Below are 18,077 nucleotides of genomic sequence, written 5' to 3'. Positions count from 1 at the left end.
TGGTGCGTGGTCCGTGTGCGGACGTGCGCTGCTGTGTGCTGCCGCGAGGTGGCGCGGGGGTGGGTGCGGGTCGGCGCCTCACCCCTTCACGCCGGTCAGCGTGATGCCCTCGACGAAGGTGCGCTGGGCGAGGAAGAAGACGAGGACCACCGGGAGCGTGGCGAGGGTGGTGACCGCCATGATCACGCCCCAGTCGGTGGAGTGGGAGCCGTGGAAGGAGGCCAGGCCGTAGGAGACCGTCCACAGGTCCGGGTTCTCCGAGGTGTACAGCAGCGGCCCGTAGTAGTCGTTCCAGCACTGGAAGAACATGAAGATCGAGGCCGCGGCGATCCCGGGCTTCGCCATCGGCACCATGACGCGGGTGAGGATGCCCCACTCGCCGTTGCCGTCCATCCGCGCCGCGTCGATGTACTCGGTCGGGATGGACAGGAAGAACTGGCGCAGCAGGAAGATGGAGAAGGCGTTGCCGAACAGGTGCGGCAGGATCAGCGGCCACATGGTGCCGACCACCCGGAACTGCGCCCACATCACGTAGATCGGCACCTGCGTGACCTGCGGCGGCAGCAGCATCGCGATGATCACCGCGAAGAAGATCGCCCCGGCGAAGCGGATGCGCACCTTGGCCAGCACGTAGGCCATCGGCACCGACGAGATCAGCATGAAGAGCGTCGAGGCGCCCGCGTAGAGCAGGGAGTTGCCGAACCAGCGCAGCAGGGGCGCGGTGTGGAACGCGGTGGAGTAGTTGGACCACTGCCAGGGATGGGGCCACAGCGCGCCGGTCAGGGTCTGGTGTCCGCCCATGAAGGAGGTGAGGACCACGAAGGCGACCGGGACGAGGAAGATCAGGCCGAGCGCGATGAGTAGCGCGTGCTCGGCGACGTACGCGAGTGTTCTTCTGACGGGCACGGTGCTCATACCCCCTTCCGCCGGAAGAGTCCGGCCTTGCGCAGGAGGACCGCCATCACGGCCGCGGCCACGACGAACAGCACGACGGCCATGGCGGCCGCGTAGCCGAGTTGGAAGCTGCTGAAGCCCTGCACGTACATCCACTGGGTGTAGGTGAGCAGCGAGTCGTTCGGATAGCCGAGGAGCTGGTCGGCGCCCGCGTCGATGCCGGTCTTGCCGTTGGCGACGCTGGAGGCGACGGCGGCCTCGGTGAAGTACTGGAGCGCGGCGATCACACCGGTGACGGCCGAGAACAGCAGCACCGGGGAGATGTTGGGCAGGGTGATGTACCAGAGCTTCTGCCGGCCGCCGGCGCCGTCCAGCTCCGCCGCCTCGTACTGGTCCTTCGGTACGTCGAGCAGCGCGGCCAGGAAGATCACCATGACGTCGCCCATCATCCAGACGCCGAGCAGCAGCAGCGACGGCTTGGACAGGGACGGGTCGTTGAACCAGAGCGGCCCCTTGATCCCGAAGGTCTTCAGCAGCGTGTTCACCGGCCCGGTACCGGGGTTGAAGAGGAACACGAAGCCGACGACGGACGCGACCGGCGGCACCAGCGCCGGCACGTAGAACAGGGTGCGCCAGAAGCCGGAGGCGCGCTTGCGCCGGGTCAGCAGCAGGGCGATGCCGAGCGAGCAGACCATCCGCACCGGCACGAGGATGACCACGAACCAGAGGGTGTTGCGGGCGGCGTGCCACACCCGCGGGTCCTGGGTGAACAGGTAGGTGTAGTTGCGCAGCCCGATCCACTTGGGGGAGCTGGCCAGGTCGTAGTTGGTGAAGGACAGGTAGACGTTGGCGCAGAGCGGATAGAGGAAGAAGACCAGCAGCCCGATGGTGGCCAGCGCCATCATCGACCAGATGGCCATCCTGCCGCGCAGCGCGCGGTACCGTCGGGCGCGCGCGGCGCCGGTTCCGTACCCGCTGTCGGGGGTGCCCGCACCGGCCGGCCGCGGGTGGGCGGCGGTGCCGAAGGCTTTCACATCACTCATGGGTCACTTCGCCCGTCGCAAGCTGAGCGCGTTGTTGATGTCGCGGTCGACCTTCTTGAGGCCGCCGGTGAGGTCGCCGCCGGAGCCCTCCTGGTAGGTGGTCCAGAAGTTGTCCATCGTGGCGGTGAGGGTGGAGCCGATCTCGGTGACCGGACTGGTGGCGCTGGCCGGGCTGCCGGACGCGTCGATGAACGTCTGGTACTGGACCGGGGCCTGGAGCTTCGGAGAGGCGGCGGCGCTCTTCAGGGTCGGGATGTTCTTCACGCCGTTGGCGAGCTTCACGGCCGCGTCGGTGTCGGCGGCGATGTACTTCACCAGCGCCCACGCGGCCTCCTTGTGCCGGGAGCGCTTGTCGATGCCGATGTCGGCGGCCGAGACGAAGCCGCCGCCGTACTTCTGGCCGCTGCCGTCGAGGACCGGGAACGGCGCGGTGCCGTACCGCAGCTTCTTGGCCTGGTCCTGGATGAAGGCGACCCGCCACTCGCCGTCGAGCGTCATGGCGATCCGGCCGGTCTGGAAGGCGTTGTTCGCGGACCACTCGTCGCCGAGCCCCGCGGTGAACGTCTTGAGCTTCCCGTAGCCGATCTTCTTGACGAACGCGCGCTGCCAGGCGATGAGCCGGCGCCACTGCGGGGACGAGGCGACGGCCGAGTCGCCGTCCTTCATCCAGGTCACCCCGGCGGTGCCGCCGAAGGTGGCGGAGGTGTTCTGCTGGAAGCCCACCAGCGGGTTGAAGCCGAGGGTTTTGATCGAGCCGTCGCTGTTGTACGTGGTGAGCTTCAGCGCCATGTCCTCCAACTGCGCCAGCGTGCGCGGCGGCTGGGTGTAGCCGGCCTTGGCGAGCAGCGCGGTGTTGAAGTACAGCCCGTACACGTCGGAGGTGGTCGGCAGCGAGCAGCGGCGCCCGTCGAACGCGGTGGCCTGGGCGAAGATGCCCTGGAAGTCGGCGGTGCTGACGCCGTCGCGCCGCATGTACGGCGTGAGGTCCGCCATGGTCTTGCAGGCCGTGCCGAGCGTGGCGTTGACATTGGTGATCATCGCGTCGACGTCTCCGCCGGACGAGACCACCTGGGTGATCTTGGTGTCCTGCTGCCCGCTGTGGACGTGCACCTTGACGTCCGGGTACTTCTTCTCGAAGTCGTCCACCACGGACTGGATCACCTCGGCCTCGCGGCCCGAGTAGTGGTGCCAGAGCTGCACGGTGCCGGACAGATGGGCGGGCGGGGTGGACGCGACGGGGCCGTCCCCGCCGCCGACCGCGCAGCCGGTCAGGCTGAGGGCCGCGGTGGCCGACAGCGCGGCGAGCGCGGTGCCGAGGCGAGGTGGCCGCCCTGGCCGGTGTGGCCGCGGCGGCCGCCGTACGGGGCGGGGTGATATCGCCGATTTCATCGCAGAGCCTTCCTGCCGAAGTGCGCGACGTGTCGTCGAGTGCGCTCCTCCGATACGGGCGCGGGTCACGGGCGTGGGCGCCGGACGTTGACACGGGAACGGGTCGGGCACGGGATACGGGTTGCGGGCATGGGGACAGGGACAACGGGGGTACGGGGCGGGGCCGGGCGCGGGTCCTGGCGCGGGTCCGGTGCGTCGGGGACGACGCGGCCGGGGAGGCGGATACGGACGCGGGCGCGGGCACGGGTGGGAACGGGGCGGCGGGGCCGGCCCGGTGACGAGTCGCGGGGTGCGGGTGCCGGCGGTGACCGGCGGTGTGGAGAGGTGGTGAGGTGGAGACGCGGAGGAGGAGCGGTGGGGCGGTGGGTGCCTTACGGGTGGTGGGGCGCGGGCTGCCGGCGGGCGGTTCCCGGGCCGGCGGTCAGCTGATGTCGCGGAGCTTGGCCGCGATGATCCGCGACCTGTCCTGCTCGGAGGTGGCGCCGCCCGCGCGGGCGATGAGCGCCTCGCGCAGCCGCTCGCCGAGTACGGCCCGCGCGCCGCCGAGCACGGCGTCGTCCTCGACCTGGGTCACCTGTACCGCCGGGTCCCAGCGGGTGTGGTTGCGGATGGCCGTACGGGTCAGTTCGGCCAATCGCGCGCCGCCCGACCGCCCCACCGGGCCGCCGAGCACGACGAGTTCGGGATCGAGCACCCCGAGCACCGGGATGACGCCCAGCGCCAGCCGGGGCGCGTACACCTCCAGCACCGGTCCCGGCAGCGGCGCGCCGCCGAGCACCTGCTCGAAGACGTGGTCGGAGCAGCCGGTCTCGCGGCCGACCCGGTCCAGTCCGGCGGCCCCGAGCAGGGTTTCGAGGTCCACCGCGTCGGTGTCCGGGTCGAGCACGCCGCGCGGCACCGGCAGGTTGCCGATCTCGCCGGCGCCGCCGGACGCGCCGTGCAGGACCCGGCCCGCGACGTCGACCGCGAGGCCGATGCCGTAGCCGACCCACAACAGCGCGACGGTGGCGTCCGGTTCGAAGGCGGCGGCCCGGCGTTCGGCCACCGCCGCGAGGTTCACGTCGTTGTCGACCTGCACCTCGCAGCCGAGCGCCGCCTCCAGCTGGTGCCGGATGCTCTTGCGCGACCACCCCGGCAGCGCCTGCACGGAGCTGAGTTCGTCCGAGCGGGGATCGACGCTGCTGGGTACGCCGACGCAGACGTGCCGGATGGCGGCGAGGTCGACGCCGGCCGACTCGCAGGCGCTGAGCACCGCGCCCGCCACGTCGCGGGCCGCGCTGCGGTCGGCGGACATGCCGGCGGCGGCCTCGCTCGCGACCGGATGGTCCGAGCCCTTCAGGTCGACGAGCGTCGAACGCACGCCGTCCTGGTCGACGTTGACCGCGACACCGTAGGCGAGGTCGTTCTGCACGCCGTAGAGCGCGGCGCTCGGGCCCCGGCCGATCGACTCCTCCCCGACGACCTCGATGAGGCCCTTCTCCTCCAGCCGGGCGATCATCTGGGCCGCGGTCGGCTTGGACAGTCCACTGCGCTCCCCGATGCCGTTCCGGCTGAGGGGGCCGTGGTCGAGCAGCAGGCGCATGGCCGTGGCGGCGTTCTGGTCCCCGAGCCAGGACGGGGTTCCTCTGACGGCCATGAGTGCTCTCTCTCGCCCTGCGGTGTGGTTGCCAGGAACGTATCAGAAACCTTCTTTATAGAAAGGGGTCGCGCAGCCTGTGATCGTTTCGTTATGAGCGACGCCGATCCGGGGGTGACCAATCGTGCATAGAGGAAAGTTGGGGCAATCGACGCCACCCTCTGGTGTGAGCGGGGGTGGCGTGCCTAATATCCGAAAACAAAGTTGTCAGTAACGGAGATGAGGGTGAGATGACGGACGTCCTGCGCGTCGGTGTCCTCGGCAGCGGCGGCATAGCCACCGCGCCGTACGGAGTACTGCCGAACATCCACCACTACGCGGGGCGCGTCGAGGTCACGGCGATCGCCGACACCGCCCACGACCAGGCCCGCGCGGTCGCCGACCGGTTCGCGATCCCGGCCGCCTACGACTCGCTCGACGCGATGCTCGACGGCGCCGAACTCGACGCGGTCGTGAACCTCACCCCGATCCCGGTGCACGCCGAGACCTCCCGCCGCATCCTGGAGAGCGGGAAGCACCTGGCGAGCGAGAAGCCGCTCGCCGCGACCCTCGCCGAGGCCGACGAGCTGATCGAGCTGGCCCGCGCACGCGACCGCGTCATCGTGTGCGCACCGCCCGACCTGCTCTACGAGCCGTACGAGCGCGCGGCCCGGCTGGTCGGCGAGGGCGCCCTGGGCAAGGTCGCCTTCGCCCGGGTGCGCAGCTCGCACGCCGGCCCCGGCGGCGGGCCGGACGGCTGGCCGTCCGACCCCAGCTGGTTCTACCGGGCCGGCTCGGGCCCGCTGCTCGACATGGGCGTGTACGGCATCCACGAGATCACCGGCATCCTCGGCCCGGCCCGGCGGGTCGTCGCGTTCGCCGGGATCACCGAGCCGGTCCGCACTGTGCGCGGCGGCCCGTTCCGCGGCCTGGAGATGCCGGTGACCGCGCCGGACAACTGCCTGTTCATGCTGGACTTCGGCGAATCCACGTACGCCGTGGTCGACGGCACCTTCAACGTCCACGCCGCAAAGAGCCCCAAGGTGGAGATCTTCGGCCGCCGGGGAGTGCTCAACATCCTCCGCCCGGACGGCCCCGACCTGGAGTTCTACCGGACCGACATCGCGGACGGCGTGGACGGCTGGGTGCAGCCGACGGCGCCGCTCGCCCGCAACGACCGCCGCGCCACGTACGGCAGGGCGCTGCTGGTCGGCCACCTCGCCGACGTGGTGCTCGACGGCGCCACCCCCGTCCTGACCGCGGAGCACGCCCGGCACGCGCTGGAGATCATGATCGGCGTCGAGGTGTCCGCCCGCGAGCAGCGCTTCGTGGACCTGACGACGACGTTCTGACGGCAGCACGTCCGCGATCCGTCCTGACGGGGACGCGCGCTGCGGCGTGTGCCCGATCCGTCCTGGCCGCGACGCCCGTTGACGTCCGTACGACGCTCCGCCCCCCAACTCCCTACCGAACCAGGGGAACCAGCAGCATGACCACGCCCATCCGCATCGGCATCATCGGCTTCGACCACTGGTACGCGGGAATCCCCTTCGCCCGCAAGGTCGCCGCCGAACCGATCGTCTCCCTGCACGCCCTCGTGGACCGCGACCCGGCCCGCGTGGCGCACGTCGCCGAACTCACCGGCTGCGCCCGCACGTCGACCGACCCGGCCTTCGTCCTCGACGACCCCGACGTGGACGCGATCGCCTGCTTCACCAGCGTCGACCAGAGCCCCGAGCTGTGCGTGGCGGCGGCCCGCGCGGGCAAGCACATCGTCTCGGTGAAGCCGCTGGCCATGACGCTGCCGGAGGCGGACCGGGTGGTCGAGGCGGTCGAGGCGGCGGGCGTCGTGTTCGTGCCGAGCGAGTCGCGCCACACCTCGCCGCTGGCCAGGCGGCTGTCCGAACTCGTGGGATCGGGGCGGCTCGGGGAACTGCGCGCCGGCACCTTCGCCATGGACAGCGGCCTGCCCACCGCGTGGCCCGGCTCCACCGCCGGCCCCGGCTGGTGGGCCGACCCCGCGCGGACCGCGGGCGGCGGATGGATCGACCACGCCGTCTACCAACTGGACCGGATGCAGGCGCTGTTCGGCTCACCCGTCGCCGAGGTCCGCGGGACCGTCGCGAACATCGCGCACCCGGACCTCCCCGTGGAGGACTACGGGCACGCCGTGTTCACCCTGGACAGCGGCGCGGTGGTGACCGTGGAGGACACCTGGATCGCGCCCGCCGGCGCGTCCAGCACGCGCGCGCACCTCGTCGGATCGCGGGGCGCCGTCTTCCACGACACGGCGACGGGCACCTTCGGCTTCGCCGAGCAGGGCGGCGAGTGGACGTTCGCCAAGCTGCCCGCGGACACCTTCGACACCCTGGAGGTGCTCCTCGCGGCGGTCCGCGACGGCGTGCCGCCGCAGTCCACAGTGCGCACCGCCCGCGCCACCCTCGCCACCTGCCTCGACTTCTACGAGGCGGCGCGGCGCGGCCGTTGACGGGCGCGGCGGCGAACAGGGTCGGCGGACAACGGACGTTACGGAAAGCTCCGGGCACACGTGGAAACCAAGTACATCGTCGGCGTGGACGCGGGCGGGTCGAAGACCCGGCTGCGCTTCGCGGCAACGGACGGCGGCACCGTCAAGGACGTCACGCACCCCGCGGGCGACTGGACCAACGAGGACGCACGCGGCAAGGCGCTGCTGATCGCGGCGCGGATCAGGGAGGTGACGGGCCTGCCCCCGGCCGCCGTGGGCATCGGGGCGCACGGCTGCGACTCGGACGCGGAGTGCGCCGAGCTGCGGGCCGCCACCGAGGCCGAACTCGGCGTGCCCGTAAGGGTGGTGAACGACGCGTTCCTGCTCGCGGAGGCCGTTCCCGACGGCGGGCCGTGCGCGGCCCTCGTCGTCGGCACCGGCTCGATCGCGGTGGCCCGGCACGCGGCCGGCGGGCACTCGCTGTACGCGGGCGGCTGGGGGTGGTTGATCGGTGACCCCGGCTCGGCCTGGGGCACCGTGCGCTGCGCCGTGCGGGCGCTGTCCGAGACGGAGAACCGTACCGGCTCGACGGGCGGGGACCCGCTGCTGCCCGCGCTGCTCGCCGCGTCCGGCGCCCGCTCGCTGCGCGAGGTGGTCGGGCTGATGCAGCGAACTCCCGGGCGGCACTGGGCCGGTTGGGCGCCCGCGGTCTTCGACGCCGCCGAGGCCGGGTCCCCGGCGGCGCTCGCGGCCCTCCGCCAGGGCGCGGCCGATCTCGTCTCCCTGGTGGGCGACCTGCTCGCGCGGGGCGCCTACGCGCGGCGCGTGGTGGCGGGCGGCAGCGTGATCGCGGGCCGGCCGTCACTCGCGACGCGGGTGGCTTCGGGACTGCTGGCCCGGCACGGCCTGCCGTTGACGGTGTTCGCCGGGGAACCGGTGGCGGGAGCGGTGCTGCTGGCCCGCAGAACCGCCGCGCCGTGACCGGCCGATCCGCCGCCCCTCGGTTCGCGGGCGGAAGCCCCAGGGCGCCGAATCGGCCGGGCCGGCCCGGTACGGCCTGACCGGGCCCCGGTGAGTGGGCGGTCGCGACCAGGACCGCGGCCGCCCGGCGACGTCATCCGAGCGCCGCTACCGCTCGCTCCCACGGGAACGCCTTCGGGTTTCCCTGCTTCGGCGGGTGCGACTCGTACCCTTCCGAGCCGTCCAGGTACACCACACCCTGCCCGCGGAGCCGGGCGATGCTCTCCGCCACCGCCGGCTGCGCGCCCTGCGCCTGGTTGAAGTACGGCATCGCGAACACCGGTACGCCAATGTGAACGCCCTCCGACGGAAGGCCGATCGCCAGGGTGTCGCTGATGCCCTGCCCCCACTTGTTCAGCGTCGTGCACGAGATCGGCGCCACCAACATGCTGTCTGCTTTCGGCAGAGCGTCCCGCTCCCACGGCAGCTTGTACCGGCTGCGCACCGGATGCCCGGTCAACTCGACCAGTTCCGGCATCCGCGGCTCCCACCACCGCGCGGCCGACGGAGTCAGCACCAGGCATACGTCCCACCCCGCGCCCTGCGCCACCCGGACCCCCTCGTCCACATACTGGGCGGGGCCGGCGGCACACGCGATCAGGTAGAGCACACGGGTCATGCCCGGATTCCACACCGAGCCGCGAGCCTCCGCAACTCCCCGGACGGCACGGGGCTCGCGCCCACCAGATCCGCAACCAGCGCCCGTGTCGACCGTCGCCCCCGAACCTCCTCCGGCGCCAGTCGCTCGGCCTCCAACAGCGCTTGCGCGGCAGGTTCCTTGTGACGTGTCAGGAGCTGAGCGTGTGCCATCGTGATGAGGTGCTGGGCGCGCCGTTCACGTGCGATGCCGGCGAGCGCCGACGCGTCCAGGTCTTCGGCGACCTCGATTGCCGACCACCCGTCCTCGAACCGGGCGAGGACGTCGATCCGATGCATCAGCACGTTCGTCGGGCCGAACGCGGTCCAGTCCTCGTTGAGGTCTGCGCCCTGCCGGTCCGCAACCTCGGCAGCTTCGTCCACGTGTCCCGTCGCAGCACGCACCGCATCCGTGGATCGCTCTTCCGCAGCCGCGGCAATGGCGGCGTTCAGATGCAACATCCCCAACGTGGAAAGACCCGCCGGCCCCGCAGCCACCAGCTCGTCGTGCAGCGTGCGTGCCGCGTCCACCGCGAAGGCAACAGCTGCGGCGGGACGCCCCTGGTACGCGAGGGATTTGGTGACCCGCCGCGAGGCAGCGCCGATTGCGACCGGGTCCCCGGAACACTGCGCTGCAGCGAGCGACCGGTCAGCAACGACCGCAGCCTGCACGGCGGTCGCCGGTCCGTACTTGTGGAGGAACGACGCGGCCAGTTGAAGCACACGGGAGTTCAACACGTGCATCTCTGCACCGCTCGTGCTCGTAGCGGCCTGCTGCGCGGCGACCACCAGCCCGGGTAGATCCCGGCCGAGCGACGTGTAATGGCACGCTTGGAATGCCTCGCAGCAATACGTCAACCGGCGCCGCAACTCTCCGATCGGTGGCGGCTCAGCATCGGCGGTACCGCGGTACAGCACATCGATCACGGTGAGCGCCTCGGTGGGAGGCGAGGTGGCAGGCGGCGATGCCGCGGGCCCGTCGGTCAACAGGGTCTCCAGGGGGATGCGCAGTACCTCGGCCGCGCGCACCAGCACCGACAGGCGCGGGTCCTGCTGCCGCTGGCCCCCCTCCAGCGACTGCACCCACCGCCTCGTCTGGCCCATGAGCCGCCCGAAGTCGTCCTGGGTGAAAGCCCTGCGCTCCCGCCAGTAGGCGATGCGTCGGCCGATGCGAGCAGTCTCCATGCAGACCCTCCGGAACAAGGCACACACACTGTGTGCCCCTTCTCGTTGTACCGCGCCCTACCGTGCATTTGCTGTCGAGCAGCGCAGGACAAACCTGGAGGAGTGGCAATGGACAGATCCGCATCCAGTCACCCGGCGCCACCCGCCTGGGACCTGACAGATGCACAGGCAGCATGCCTGCAGGTCAGGGACGCACTTCGGAGCCTCGGCGCGCAGCCTGATCTTGTGCGTGGCGTTGTCCCGCGCAGCGATCTCGGTGACCGCGGGTACGTCCACGTGCCTTCGTTGCCCGTCGAACTGGCTCTCCATGTCGCGGCCGTGCTGATGTCCGCTGTTCGCGGGCAATACGGTGCCCGGCGGTGAGCGCGTGGTGTACGCCTGGCCGGCACAGCGTGTCGGACCGTGACGCGCAGCAGATCCGCACGGACACGCTGCCGGACGGCACGGAATTACCGGTGTATGCCTGCCGGGCCGATGTGCAGCGACTCGGCCTGGTGCCGCGGTTGCCGTCGGGCGCCAGGTTCGTCGGCAGCCCGGATGCACCGCCGATTCCACCGACCCGTCACGAACAGGAACCCCACACCATGAAAGCGGTCCCCGAGCCCTCCGCCTTACCCGCCTCCACACACTTGCAGAAGGCACGGCGGTGGGTGATCACCACGACGACCGGTGAGACGGCCACCGGCCACCTCCCCTCTTGGGCTGAAGTCGACCCCAGCGAACAGGAGGTGCCCCCAGAGGAGTTGGCCGTACGCCTGGCCGACATCAACCACTCCCTCAAGCTCCCCGGGCAGGTCCTGCGCGCGTACTCGCCGGCCAACCCCACCGGGCGCCCGACGCCGGTGGAGGTCCTGCACGGCAGTATCGACTGCACCCCGTACGCGACGGCCCCCGAACTCACCACTCCGGTGGTCAACCTTCTCCTGGCCGGCGAGCACTGGCTCACCGACCTCGGCCCCACGGACCTGACCCAGCTCGCGGGCGGACTGCGCGCGCTGGCCGCCCGCCTCGAAGACGACGTCGTCCCCGCCCTGATCGAGGCCCGCACGGAGTGGACCACCTACCACCCCCACACCGCAGGCGTCCGCCAGTGAAGGCGCCCGCGACCAAGCCGAGCGAGCCCACGGCGCCGATGCAGACGTTCCTCAGCGGCGAGGTGACCGCTCGCGCCCTGTACGCCCACCACCTCGCCGAACTGCGCAGGAAGGCCGGACTCACCCTCGTCGAACTGTCCGACCGATGCCACTACGAGCAGTCGTACCTGCACCGGTTGGAGACTGGAGGCCGACTCGGCACCCTGGAGGTCGCCACCGCCCTGGACCGCATATACGCCACCGACGGCCTCCTGGTCCAGCTATGGCATCTGGCCAAACGCGAAGGCAGTCAACTCACAGCCGGCGGCATCGCCGCACTGGAAACCACTGCGGCCGGCATCCAGGAATACGCCCTCAGCACCGTGCCCGACCTCCTCCAGACCCCCGCCTACGCCGAGGAGCGGCTCACCACCACCGGCCCCCGACCGCCCAATGCCCTGACCGCGCAGATCGAAGCACTCCGACGACGGCAAACCCGCCTGACCAACCACCACACACCCCCCACCCACTACCGCGCCATCCTCGATGAGGTCGTCCTCCACCGCGCCGCCCGCAGCCCCGCCACCTGGCTCGACCAGCTCGACCACCTGATCGACGCCGCCCACCACCCCGCCATCGCCGTACAGATCCTGCCCCTGCACACCGGTCCCCACCTCCTGCACGGCCCGCTCCAAGTCCTCACCTATCGCGACGGCCGCACCCTCGCCTACGCCCACAGCACCACCAGCGGCCACTTCATCGATGACCCAGACGACATCCAGCAACTCCGCCACACCTACGACGCCCTCCGCGACCTCGCCCTCACCCCCACCCAATCCCTCTCCCATCTCCAAGCCCTGCGCACCGCCTATGACCCGAACGACCGCGCGAGGAGCGACACCGATGTGAATGCGGGGGATGTCCCGTGATCCGCCGCTGGAAGATCGCCCTCATCGCCGGCTGGACCGGAATCGTGCTGATCGCACTCCTGGCCCTGGGCTGCGGCCTCGCGATCGGCCTGGTTATCGCCAGCGAGCCCCCCGTTCCGTAGCGCGATGGGCACCCCAGGGCACCCGAGCCGCACCGAAGCCGTTCGCTCCGCCTTCCACGACGCAGCGGGCAAGAAGCAGACGACCGGTCTCGGTCAGGGGTGCATTACGGTGTGGCGTGTGGGTCTTTCGGGCCGATGGGACGTCGCAATCCACACCGAACCCGGCGGGCCCACACTTGTTCAAGATCCCCACACAGTGATCATGGCCACTGTCCACAACCCCCGGACAGAACACCTAGCCGATCGGGCCGACGTACGTGCCGGGGTGCGTCGCGCCGTCCTGGAGGAGGACCGGGCCCCACGGCCATGCAAGGGTCACGCTGGTGGTCTCGTTGGGGGGCGTGACGGTCACCGACTTCGGGGTCCACTTGCCCTTGGGCTCGGGCAGGAAGGTGATCTGGAAGTCGGTGTTGTCGCCGGGGGCGAGCGTGATCGCGCTGTAGTGCTTGCTCTGGCGGGTCAGCGACCAGTGCGTGGAGCCGCTGTTGAGGTCCAGGCCCGGGAAGCCGCCGACCTGGCAGGCGTGGCTGCTGCGGTTGTGCACCGATATCCCGGCGGTCTGCTGGGCGTCCGAGGTCGTGTCGGGCGCCGCGTCCCCGCCCGTCTCGAACGAGAGCGTCAGGTCCGAGGTGTGGCAGCGGGACGTCCCCGACTTTCCGGCGGGGGCGCCGGCGGGCGCCGTGGTGGGCGCCGTCCCCGGTGCCGTGGTGGCCCCCGCCGGGTCCTGGGTGGCGCCGCTGCCGTCGTTGCCGGAAGGCGAGAGGGAGGTCCCGTCGCCGGGTGCGCCCTGCTGGCTCGCGGAGTTCGACGCCGAGGCGTGCGACGTCCCGTCGGACGACCCGCACGCGGAGAGCGTGACGGCGCAGGCCGCGGCGAGGACGGCGGCGGCGACGGCGGAACGTCGGGGGCTGATCGGCATGAGGACCTCAAGTCGCTTGCACTGCTGGGTGTATCGGGCAGTCATCATCCTTCCAGCGGAGTTTCACCGAACGGTGACAGGAACTTCCCGGCCAGGCGACAGGGTCCCCGGCGGCCGGGGCCGCCCTGTCCTGTGTCCGACCGGTGAAAACGCCGGCGGGGCACGGCCGTCCAGGCCGTGCCCCGCCGACGCGAACCGCATGTGCGTGCCGTGTCCGCGACGGTCGCCGCGGCGAACGTCAGCTCACCGTGTACGCGTTGACGACGGTGGTGGTCGTCGTGTCGCCGTGGCTGTCGTCGACCGTCGAACGCAGCGAGACCGTACCGGACTTGGGGTCGTGGACGGCCGTGGTCCAGGCGCTGCCCGCGTGCTTGACGGTCTCCGCGTGCCAGGTCCTGCCGCCGTCGAAGGAGGCCCAGACCCTTACCTTCTTGGCCGTGTCGGAGAGTTGGCGCACCTCGGGGTCGGACGGCTTGTTCCGCAGCATCCCCAGGTCGACGGTGGTGGTGGCGCCCGGCCGGGCCCGGTCGGACGAGTCGAGGGCCACCGGCGTGAACCGGGTCAGATAGCCCCGCACCTGGTCGGTCGCCTTGGGGTTGGCGTAGAAGTGCATGCTCACCGTCGCCTTGCTGGACGAGGCGCCGGCCGCGAGCTTGTGGAGGGGGTGCCGGGTGGCCGCCTCGGTCAGCGTGTACCAGCCGGCGCTCTTGATCACCGGCTGGTGCGACTTCGTGGACAGGGACTTGCCGGCCTTGGTGAGCTTGTAGGTCGTCGTCGCCCTGCCGGGGACCCCGAGCACGGGGTCCGTGAACATCCCGATGTCCCCGAAGTACAGCCGGTGTCCGGAGCCCCACGTGTACGGCAGGTCGCCGCTCGGACCCCACACCGCGCGGTTGAGCGTGATGCCGTAGCTCTTGCCGGCGCTGTACTGGTGCGTCGGGCCGTAGACGTAGTCGTTGGCGGTCTCGGAGACCTGCCAGGACCCGCCGGTCAGGTGCGCGGTGAAGCCGTACGGCAGCGTGGCTTCGGTGTCCACCCGCGCGGAGGATGCCTGGCAGATGTCGCTGCTGTTCCGGGTGATCTCGACGCGCGAGCGGCCGGTCTGGGGGCCGCCGCGGGCGGTCACCTTGAGCGAGGCCAGCGAGGACTGGTGGAAGGTGGCGGAAAGCCCGCTCGGCAGGCCCTTCTTGTGCACGCCCGTGCCCACGTAGACGGGACCGCGGCCGTCGCCGCTGTCGGGCGTCCAGGTCGAGCCGTAGGCCAACTCGACCGTGGACAGCGACGACGGGATCACGAACAGGCCGCCCGTGCCCGCCCAGGCGCTGACCTCGCCGGACCCCGCCGTGCACAGGTTGACGGTGAGGAGCTGGTCGTAGCCGCTGGGCGCGGCCGGGCTCAGCGCTTCCTTCACCGCGTGGCCCTGCCGGGCGTCGATGGTCGTCTTCGAACCGCCCGACACCGTCACCCGCTTGGCGCCGAGCGTGTCGGTGTCGTCCCGGGTGTTGAAGACGTCCACGATCACGTCGTAACTGCCCTTGGGCAGCTTCGTCGCCTTGCCGCTGGTCAGGTAGTACAGGTCGTGCGTCTTGACGTTGACCGCCTGCGGGCCGCTGGACACGGACTTGCCGTCCCGGCCGATGGTGCTGACGGTCAGCGAACTGCTCGCCGCGGCGGACGCGGAGCCGGCGTTCATCAGGAGGAGCGGCGTCAGCACGGCAGCGGTGCCGGCGAACGCGGTGATGCGTCGCATTTCAAGAACCCCCCAGTCATTGAAGAAAAGCAGGCGAATCTAGCACGGGCGCGCAGCCTGCTCCACCGCCGGGGAGGCGGAGTGCCGTGGGCCGCCGACCCGCCCGGATCGGACGGGGGTTCGGGAACTGCCGGGTGCCGGGTACTTGTGGAGGTTGTCGTGCTCATGATGCTCTGGTGACTTCTGGTGCAACTGATGCCAAGGAGGCGCACGAGTCTCATGATCAAGCGAACAGTCGCCATGGCGGCGCTCATCCCGGCCATGTTGGGTACGACGTGCGGGGTCGCCTCGGCGCACTCCGCACCGAAGGCGACCACGGCGGTGGTCACGCTGACGTACGACGCCAGCCAGGCGGGGCAGTGGGCGAGCGCGATCACGCAGGGCGTGCAGAACTGGAACGACGCGGTGCACAACGTGCGGCTGGTGCCGGCGAGTTCGCCCGGCGCGGCCGACTACGTCTACGTGGCGACGGACGGCTGGCCCGAGACCACGCTGGGGCCGATCTTCCCGGGCGGCAGCGGTGAGGTGGAGCTGGGACAGGAAGCGGTGGACGAGGGCTACGACGTGACCCGGATCGCGGCGCACGAGACCGGCCACATCCTCGGGCTGCTCGACGACTACAGCGGCCCCTGCTCGGAGCTCATGTCCGGCCACGGCCCCGGCACTTCGTGCACCGACGCCACGCCGGACGCGGCCGAGGCGGCACAGGTCGACCAGAACTACGCCGACGGAGCGGCGGCGGCGCGCCCGCACCACCGGCAGGTCGTGGTCGACGTCTGGTCGGCGCCCGCGCTCGCCGGCGCACGCTGACCGTCGCCACACCGTCCTACGGTCGAAGGGTCCTGCGGCGGTCTGCGGGACCCTTCGTACGGCCTGTTCGCCGGTGAGTTGGCCGGTCCTGCCGTGAATTCGACTTCTCTGCCGGGTTCTTGTGGGGTGTGCGACACCCTCGGCGGTCCGCTCCGCCCGGCTACGGTCGCCCGGCGCAGATCCTCATGTGCCCTGACACAGGCGCGCGTTGACACCCCGGCACGGCACAGAATCGGCCATCCCGGCATCCCGCACGGGAGGGGAACGCGAAGTGCCGGGCGAACACCCCTGCGACCAGGAGACGTTGGCGAATCCGGCCCGGGAGACGTCCGCCCGAAGGACCCGCCGCCCGGGTGTCCGCGGCGCGCCCAAGTGCACCGGAACCGTCGCGGAGGGCGTGGCCGCAGGGCTTGGACGCATGGGTCCGTTCCGACGCCTTCCGTAGACTGCCCGTGTCCCGGGCCGCCTCGCCGAAGCGCCCGGAGCGGTCCACGGTCACCAGGCTTTCTGCCAGGCGCCGTTGCGGAATCCCCGATGAGCCCGACGCGTTCGATGCGATCCCGATGAGGAAAGGCCCCGCCATGAACGTGGAGCCCGGCGCGACCACCCGGCGAGCCGCCGCACCGGCGGATGTACCGGGGGGCGCCGATCGAGGGAGAGTGCCGGGGAGCAGGCCGGCCGTGGCGGACGCGGTGGTCTTCTCGCCGGCCTTCCCGGCCACCGCCTGGGCCCTGGGGGGCATGGGCCCCTGGACGGTGACCACCGTGCGCGCCGTACTGGCCGCGCTGATCGCGGCGATCGCGGGTATCGCGGCGGTCGTGGCGCTGGTGTGCGGCGCCGTCACCCAGCGGGCCGGCCGATGAGCGAGGACGGGCTGCTCATGACCTTGGGCCGGCGCAGCGGTCCACTGGACACCGTGCTGATCCATCCCGCGGGCGGCGGGCTCGGCCAGTACGTCGGCCTCACGCTCCAACTGGCCCGGCACGGAACGGTCTACGGCATCCGCGCGGCGGGGCTGTTGCCCGGCGAGCGCCCGGAGCGGAGCGTCCCACGGATGACGGCTTCCTACCGGGAACTCCTCGACGCGCTTCCCCGACCGCCCGCCCTGCTCGCCGGCTGGTCGCTGGGCGGCATCCTCGCCCGGGAGTTGGCCGCGGAGGCCGCGGCCGTAGTCGCGGGGAACGCCGGGGGCACGCCGCCGCCCGCCGTCGTCATGATCGACAGCCACCCCGAACTGGAACCGGACAACGCGCTGCTGCGCTCCCATCCGCTCGACAGCATCGAACACTCCGCCGGCGGGCTGTCCTCGGGCTTCGAGCCGGCGCTGCTGCGCTCCACCGCCGCCGCCCATCTCGCCGCCGCACGAGCCCATCGTGTCCGGCAGCCCAGCGACACCCCCACACTCCTGCTCGCCTGCGCGAGCCCCGACCGCGAGGCGCAGATCGCCCGCTGGCGCTCGCTCGCCACCCGCCTCACCGTCCGGGACCTGGACTGCGGCCACTTCGACGTCTTCACCCCACCCCACCACGGACAACTGCTGCGCCACATAAAGGAGTTCGTCGACGGTCTCGCGGTGACGGCCTGAACGCGCCCCCGGAACCCCGCGGGCCTGACGTCAACGCGCCGCGCGCAGCCACGCGTCAACGGTGGCGAGGTCGGCGGCGGTGAGGCCGTGGCGGGGGTCGACCCGGTGCAGGAGGGCCGGGGCGGGGTGGTGTGCCCGCACCCAGGCGCGGTCGGCCTCGGTGATCTCGTCGTCGAGCCAGGCGAACGGCCGGCCGGCCGCCCAGTCCCGCAGGGGGCGGGTCTTCCAGTGCGGACCACGGAGTTCGCCCCGTTCGGAGGGCTCCGGCCAGGCGACCACGGGAAGCCGCGGCAGACCCAGGAGCGGCGCGAGGCACTCGTTGGCCTCCTCCTCCCACGTGGTGGCCCACACCAGGTCGCACGGCAGCGCCGACAGCCGGGGCCCGAGCGCGGGATCGACCCTGGCGAGCAGCGGATGCGAGCCGCTGTCCTGCGGGGTGTACGTCGGATAGCCGTTCGGGTACTCATCCCGGGTCGCCCCGAAGGGAATGAGCGGTCCGTCGACGTCCAGGAAGAGCAGGGGCCGTGCCGATGAACCGATCACGGTCGCACGATAGCGGGCGTACCGCGGGTGGTTCGGTGGGTGCACAGGGGAGGCATAGCCGGAGGCACCCGCGCGCGTCAGTAGCGGCAGGAGGGGG

The 18,077-nt window shown here is 71.4% G+C and carries 18 protein-coding genes; 9 read left to right on the top strand and 9 right to left on the bottom strand.

Annotated features, from left to right (window positions below):
- Nucleotides 1-78: 78 nt before the first annotated feature.
- The 4 genes from OG370_RS19975 to OG370_RS19960 all read right to left on the bottom strand — a co-directional run bounded on the left by OG370_RS19975 (nt 79) and on the right by OG370_RS19960 (nt 4,962).
- Entirely contained in the window at nt 79-915 is an 837-nt protein-coding gene (locus OG370_RS19975) for a carbohydrate ABC transporter permease (protein ID WP_328466165.1), read from the bottom strand.
- Nucleotides 912-1,799 (bottom strand): carbohydrate ABC transporter permease, encoded by an 888-nt coding sequence (locus OG370_RS19970; protein ID WP_402444500.1) that lies wholly within the window; start codon nt 1,797-1,799, stop codon nt 912-914. The genes OG370_RS19975 and OG370_RS19970 overlap by 4 nt, the downstream gene beginning before the upstream one ends.
- 141 nt (nt 1,800-1,940) lie before the next feature.
- Nucleotides 1,941-3,326, bottom strand: a complete 1,386-nt coding sequence (locus OG370_RS19965; protein WP_328466161.1) for an extracellular solute-binding protein — start codon at nt 3,324-3,326, stop codon at nt 1,941-1,943.
- Between the two features lie 421 nt (nt 3,327-3,747).
- Complete coding sequence (locus OG370_RS19960; RefSeq protein WP_328466159.1) at nt 3,748-4,962, bottom strand: ROK family transcriptional regulator; 1,215 nt, start codon at nt 4,960-4,962, stop codon at nt 3,748-3,750.
- 230 nt (nt 4,963-5,192) lie between these two features.
- On the opposite strand from OG370_RS19960, the gene OG370_RS19955 reads away from it, so the two are divergent.
- From OG370_RS19955 to OG370_RS19945, 3 genes are all read left to right on the top strand, one after another.
- Nucleotides 5,193-6,293: a Gfo/Idh/MocA family protein gene (locus tag OG370_RS19955; protein WP_328466157.1), complete on the top strand. Its 1,101-nt coding sequence runs from the start codon at nt 5,193-5,195 to the stop codon at nt 6,291-6,293.
- Nucleotides 6,294-6,430: 137 nt separating this feature from the next.
- The gene (locus OG370_RS19950; RefSeq protein WP_328466155.1) at nt 6,431-7,429 is read left to right on the top strand and encodes a Gfo/Idh/MocA family protein; all 999 of its coding nucleotides are present in this window, start codon (nt 6,431-6,433) and stop codon (nt 7,427-7,429) included.
- A gap of 60 nt (nt 7,430-7,489) precedes the next feature.
- Nucleotides 7,490-8,389 carry an N-acetylglucosamine kinase gene (locus OG370_RS19945; RefSeq protein ID WP_328466153.1) on the top strand — a complete coding sequence of 300 codons (900 nt, stop codon included), beginning with the start codon at nt 7,490-7,492 and terminating at the stop codon, nt 8,387-8,389.
- A 133-nt stretch (nt 8,390-8,522) separates the two neighbouring features.
- Here the strand turns inward: OG370_RS19945 and OG370_RS19940 are convergent, their stop codons facing one another.
- Together OG370_RS19940 and OG370_RS19935 are read right to left on the bottom strand one after the other, a co-directional pair.
- Entirely contained in the window at nt 8,523-9,047 is a 525-nt protein-coding gene (locus OG370_RS19940) for a flavoprotein (protein ID WP_328466151.1), read from the bottom strand.
- Nucleotides 9,044-10,249 carry a helix-turn-helix domain-containing protein gene (locus tag OG370_RS19935; RefSeq protein ID WP_328466149.1) on the bottom strand — a complete coding sequence of 402 codons (1,206 nt, stop codon included), beginning with the start codon at nt 10,247-10,249 and terminating at the stop codon, nt 9,044-9,046. The genes OG370_RS19940 and OG370_RS19935 overlap by 4 nt, the downstream gene beginning before the upstream one ends.
- A gap of 650 nt (nt 10,250-10,899) precedes the next feature.
- Here OG370_RS19935 and OG370_RS19930 point away from each other — a divergent pair.
- The 3 genes from OG370_RS19930 to OG370_RS19920 are packed head-to-tail and all read left to right on the top strand — an operon-like array spanning nt 10,900 to nt 12,373.
- Nucleotides 10,900-11,343: a DUF6907 domain-containing protein gene (locus tag OG370_RS19930; RefSeq protein ID WP_328466147.1), complete on the top strand. Its 444-nt coding sequence runs from the start codon at nt 10,900-10,902 to the stop codon at nt 11,341-11,343.
- Nucleotides 11,340-12,251 (top strand): helix-turn-helix domain-containing protein, encoded by a 912-nt coding sequence (locus OG370_RS19925; RefSeq protein ID WP_328466145.1) that lies wholly within the window; start codon nt 11,340-11,342, stop codon nt 12,249-12,251. The genes OG370_RS19930 and OG370_RS19925 overlap by 4 nt, the downstream gene beginning before the upstream one ends.
- Nucleotides 12,248-12,373, top strand: a complete 126-nt coding sequence (locus tag OG370_RS19920) for a hypothetical protein (protein WP_328474902.1) — start codon at nt 12,248-12,250, stop codon at nt 12,371-12,373. Before OG370_RS19925 ends, OG370_RS19920 begins: the two co-directional genes overlap by 4 nt.
- Before the next feature lie 235 nt (nt 12,374-12,608).
- Here the strand turns inward: OG370_RS19920 and OG370_RS19915 are convergent, their stop codons facing one another.
- The gene (locus OG370_RS19915) at nt 12,609-13,340 is read right to left on the bottom strand and encodes a DUF4232 domain-containing protein (RefSeq protein ID WP_328466143.1); all 732 of its coding nucleotides are present in this window, start codon (nt 13,338-13,340) and stop codon (nt 12,609-12,611) included.
- Between the two features lie 190 nt (nt 13,341-13,530).
- Nucleotides 13,531-15,042, bottom strand: a complete 1,512-nt coding sequence (locus OG370_RS19910; protein ID WP_328466141.1) for a hypothetical protein — start codon at nt 15,040-15,042, stop codon at nt 13,531-13,533.
- 219 nt (nt 15,043-15,261) lie between these two features.
- Here OG370_RS19910 and OG370_RS19905 point away from each other — a divergent pair, with 219 nt between their 5' ends.
- The 3 genes from OG370_RS19905 (at nt 15,262) to OG370_RS19895 (ending at nt 17,437) form a co-directional block, all read left to right on the top strand.
- Nucleotides 15,262-15,852, top strand: coding sequence for a snapalysin family zinc-dependent metalloprotease (locus tag OG370_RS19905; protein ID WP_328466139.1), 591 nt, complete (start codon nt 15,262-15,264; stop codon nt 15,850-15,852).
- A gap of 680 nt (nt 15,853-16,532) precedes the next feature.
- A complete protein-coding gene (locus OG370_RS19900) occupies nt 16,533-16,715 on the top strand; it encodes a hypothetical protein (RefSeq protein ID WP_328466137.1) in 183 nt (60 codons plus the stop codon).
- Nucleotides 16,712-17,437 (top strand): alpha/beta fold hydrolase, encoded by a 726-nt coding sequence (locus OG370_RS19895; RefSeq protein WP_328466135.1) that lies wholly within the window; start codon nt 16,712-16,714, stop codon nt 17,435-17,437. The genes OG370_RS19900 and OG370_RS19895 overlap by 4 nt, the downstream gene beginning before the upstream one ends.
- Nucleotides 17,438-17,467: 30 nt before the next feature.
- Here OG370_RS19895 and OG370_RS19890 read toward each other — a convergent pair whose 3' ends face one another.
- Nucleotides 17,468-17,980 (bottom strand): HAD domain-containing protein, encoded by a 513-nt coding sequence (locus OG370_RS19890; RefSeq protein WP_328466133.1) that lies wholly within the window; start codon nt 17,978-17,980, stop codon nt 17,468-17,470.
- Nucleotides 17,981-18,077: the final 97 nt, after the last annotated feature.

Origin of the sequence: Streptomyces sp. NBC_00448 (assembly GCF_036014115.1) — a bacterium.
In the GTDB taxonomy this organism is placed as follows: domain Bacteria; phylum Actinomycetota; class Actinomycetes; order Streptomycetales; family Streptomycetaceae; genus Actinacidiphila.
The sequence above is the reverse complement of the archived record's forward strand: the minus strand, read 5'-3'. Positions and strand labels throughout refer to the sequence as shown.